General features: G+C 38.6%; 3 protein-coding genes. 1 reads left to right on the plus strand and 2 read right to left on the minus strand.

The genetic code is table 11. The features are described 5' to 3' along the window. Together GXZ17_RS01570 and GXZ17_RS01575 are read right to left on the minus strand one after the other, a co-directional pair. On the minus strand, positions 1–2522 hold a 2522-nt coding region (locus tag GXZ17_RS01570; protein WP_409375539.1), incomplete at its 3' end, for a glycoside hydrolase family 2 protein. A gap of 20 nt (positions 2523–2542) precedes the next feature. Continuing rightward, complete coding sequence (locus GXZ17_RS01575) at positions 2543–3361, minus strand: DeoR/GlpR family DNA-binding transcription regulator (protein ID WP_409375537.1); 819 nt, start codon at positions 3359–3361, stop codon at positions 2543–2545. Positions 3362–3799: 438 nt separating this feature from the next. Between GXZ17_RS01575 and GXZ17_RS01580 the strand changes: the two genes are divergently transcribed. Then, the coding region (locus GXZ17_RS01580; protein WP_409375538.1) for a hypothetical protein at positions 3800–3999 on the plus strand (200 nt) is incomplete at its 3' end.

The following is a 3999-nucleotide window of genomic DNA, read 5'->3' on the forward strand; positions in this document are numbered from 1 at the left end:
CCTTTCCCTGAGGGAACTTCTACTATAAAATTGATGGGATCATCGATCCAGCCAAATATCATTCCAGAAAGGGTTTGGGAATTAAAATTGAAGATGCCATCCAGGTAGTAATCAGGAGAGTCATTTATGAAACGATAGTCCAGGATTTTTTCTTTAAACACTCTTCCTGCGATTTCAGGACTTAGCATTCCTAAACCACTTACCCAATTACCTTCTTTTGTTCCTGACCTTTTTTTCAAGGTATATCCAAACTCTGAAAAATCATTTTCTTGAGAGAGATCCAAAATTACAATTTTTCCCTCATTGGCCCACTTTTGAATGCTCTCATTATATTCCAGAGCCAGAATCACCTCTGCTTCTGGAAGGTCGTAAATTTCTAACCCGTCGGGATTGAAACGGCTGAGAATAGAGTTCTCAGCCAAGCCAATTTTATAATCTGTATATTTTAGAATATTTTTAGGGACCACAAAGATGTTTACATAATTTTCAGCTATGATCCTGCGCTTGGATGTCAGCTTAAGGATGAGTTTAAATGTTTTAGGCTCAATTACCTCGGGAAGGGAAAATTCTATATTCTCTATTTCATTTAATCCTCTTTGAACTTTACTGATAGGTTTTTCTCCTTTTATATCTGTTCCTTCTATTTTCCAGGATAACCTTGCGCTTTCTATGTTTTTACTGGATAAATGTGAAAATAACACAGATATATTGACTTTTTCTCCCGCCCACACTCCTGCGGGTCTTTCTTGAGGGAAAATTAGGTCTAAATTATTGAGCTTTTCGAGCTCATCAAAATAAACTTTCTTTCCTCGAGTTATATCTAAAAGCCCATTACACTCCCAGTAGAGATCCGTGAATTCAGTTATGATGTATCCTTGAATCTCGGGGTATTTTCTCATCTCTTCTATCTGGAAACGAAGAGCCTGACCTTGTAAACCCTGAAAGGCCTCACACAAGTTTTCTATAGATTCAAAAACTTTGTTTAATCCATGTTCCCAAAACCTTTCTTCTACACCCCATGGTCGAGTACCAGGCAAGTTTCCCTGTAGAAACCACCACGGGTCTCCCCCATATTGACCTCTTAGTTTTATGATATTCGGTAACCCCCAATTTCCAAACTCCGAAACGACTAAGGGCTTTTTCTCTTCTCTTTCACTTCCGGGACTATAGGTCCATGGAGGATGGTGAGCAAAATCAGCAGTCCAGGCTTTCATGTGATTGAATCTATCAGGGAAAGCAAAATAATTATGAAAATCTTCTATGTCTGTTTTTATATGAAAGTTAGGAAAACATGCGGAATTATCAACCACTAATCGCGTAGGGTCTTTGGCTTTCAACCACTCATAAGTTTTTTTAAGCCAGTTCCTGTCTTCTTCACTGTTTACTAAATTTAGCCCCCAATTTTCGTTGATAATGGTTCGAATTATTACCGAAGGATGATTATAATCATGATCTACCATTTCCTCTAAGGTTTTCATTCCTCTTGCTTTTGCTTCCGGGGTAGGTTTACTCCAGTTGGGAAGATCTTCCCAGATGAGAATGCCTAACTGGTCTGCCCATTTTAAGTACCAGGGATGAGGAACTTTTATGTGATACCTTAAGCAGTTAAGACCCATCTCCTTAGCTAAAATAAGTTGGTCTCGGACAAATTCTTCGCTAGGAGGAGCATAGTGGGTGAAAGGATAAAAATCCTGGTCTAGCGCACCCATAAGATAGATGGGTTTCCCGTTCAGTAAAATCTCCCCTTTTTGTTCCTCTATCTTTCTCATTCCGAATGCTTCTGTTAGCTCATCTATTGGTCTACCTTGCGCATTCACTATAGAAGCCTTCAAAAGATATAAATGGGGAGTGTCAACATTCCAAAGCATAGGGCTGGGAATTTCTATATCTTTTTCCACCCGGAAGCTTAAAGGAAGAATTTCACTTTTTACTTCTTTCCCCCGGGGGTCAATAATGGAGAGAACTAATTTGTATTTTTCCCCTGTTTCTGTAAGATCAGTTTTTATATGTACTGAGACTTTCTCTTTGTCTACGTCAGGAGTTATATAAAGTGTTTCGATACAATTGGTTCCTGTTGTAAACCACTCTACTTCCTGCCATATGCCACCGGCAATTCCATACCAGTTAGCTTCCTGTTTTCCATGGGGAATTTCTCCAAAAGGATACTGGGGGTCATTTTCCCCGGGTGCAAGAACTTTTACCAGAAGTTCATTTTGGGGTTTGATGTATTTCGTGATTTCAAAAATAAAAGGAGTATAGCCTCCCTCGTGTGAGCCAATAAAAGAATCGTTTAACCATGCTTCAGTATAGTAGTTTACTGCTCCAAAACGAACAAAAATCCTTCTATCCTTGGGAAGGTCTCCCGCACAGAATTTCTTTCTATACCATAATGCGCCTCGATAATCTCTCAGAGCAGGAACTTCGCTTCCAACACAACCTGGAACCGAAATGGCATAAGTATTTGATAAATCAAACCTTTTATCTAAGCTCAATTCCCATAATCCATTCAGCTTTCCTACCACTCTCAATATATTAACCTCCCTCATTTGAACTTATAGTCGCTCTGGCTATAGCTACCGTTTTGAGTCGATAATGATGCAATCTCTACTCTTACTCCCTTTTTTTCTATTTTCTTCAATATTTCTCGAGGAGCACCTTCATCGGTAATCAGGATATCCACTTTTTCAAGGGAGCTGATGGGGATAAGACGTTTGTGTCCTATTTTGCCATAATCGGCTAAAATTATGACTGTATGAGCAGAGTTTAACATTATGCTATTGAGCCTTGCCTCACTGGGATTCAATGTGGTAATACCTCCATCAACATCAACACCATCTGCCCCTAAAAAGAGCTTGTCAATAAAAATTTCTTTAAAGAGTTCTTCTGCTCTATCGCCTACTAAGTTGTAAGACCCTTCTCGAGAAAACCCTCCCGGAACGACAATTTTTACTCCTAATCGGAGAAGCAGATAAGCTATGTTAATTGCATTGGTGACTACTTGAATATTGGGGATATTCCCCAAAAGCTTGGCAAGCTCATAGGTAGTTGTCCCTCCGCCTAACCCTATGACGTCTCCCGGCTTGATTAAAGTTAGTGCAGCTCTAGCAACGGCTCGCTTTTCTTGTAAGTTTTCTACATTTCTATCTTCAAAGGGTGGCTCGGGTATAGAGTGGGTAGCTAAAGTTACACCTCCCCAGATCCTGGTGACCAGGCTTTGCTCCTCCAGGTCTTTAAGGTCTCTGCGCAAGGTTATAGGAGAAATTTCCAGTTCTTTTGCCAGAGTATTAATATCCATGGTTCCCCGGCTTTCCAGTAATTCTATAATTTTCTTTTTTCGATTCCTTCTGGCAATTGATTCCAAATTAAAGCCTCTTAATCTATATTCGTTATTATAAATATACTATATGCTTACTGAATGTCAATAACTTTTTCAATAATTGTTCAAAATATTTTCATCAATCGTTCAATCGATAGAGGCTCGCCGGCTATAAAGGCCATATAGAATATATTTTTCTCATTCCTCAGATTTTATTTATTAAGTCTTAAGTCTTAAGAAGTTAAGATGTTTTCAGCCTATCTTGAGTAGGAGTGATCTTTTACTTTCCAAAAAAGAGAGGAGATGAGAATAAATGCTGGTTTTCGCTTATTGTGAGAATTGTTAAAAAGACAGCAAAAAGATATGATATGTCGCTATACTTATAGTTTTCCACATAAAGAATACGACATGAATGAGGCTTACATTTACTGGAAAAGAAGACTCTGGTATTTGAAAATGCACAAAAGTGTGGGTTCTTCACTAATGTCTGGCTTAACCCATTTCTTATATCTCAATTTTATAGTTCTTTTGCAAGAACTATGTTTGCTAATAAGAGGGGGAGAAATTATAATAGATGTGGTTTTTGAGGTGAGGTTATGGATAAAAAAGCATTTCTTATTGATATGGATGGAGTTTTACTCTATGGCGACCAGGCTATACCCGGCGCCAAAGAGTTTATTGAA

The sequence above is a fragment of the Candidatus Sordicultor fermentans genome, assembly GCF_012728195.1.
Lineage (GTDB): Bacteria > Atribacterota > Atribacteria > Atribacterales > Caldatribacteriaceae > Sordicultor > Sordicultor fermentans.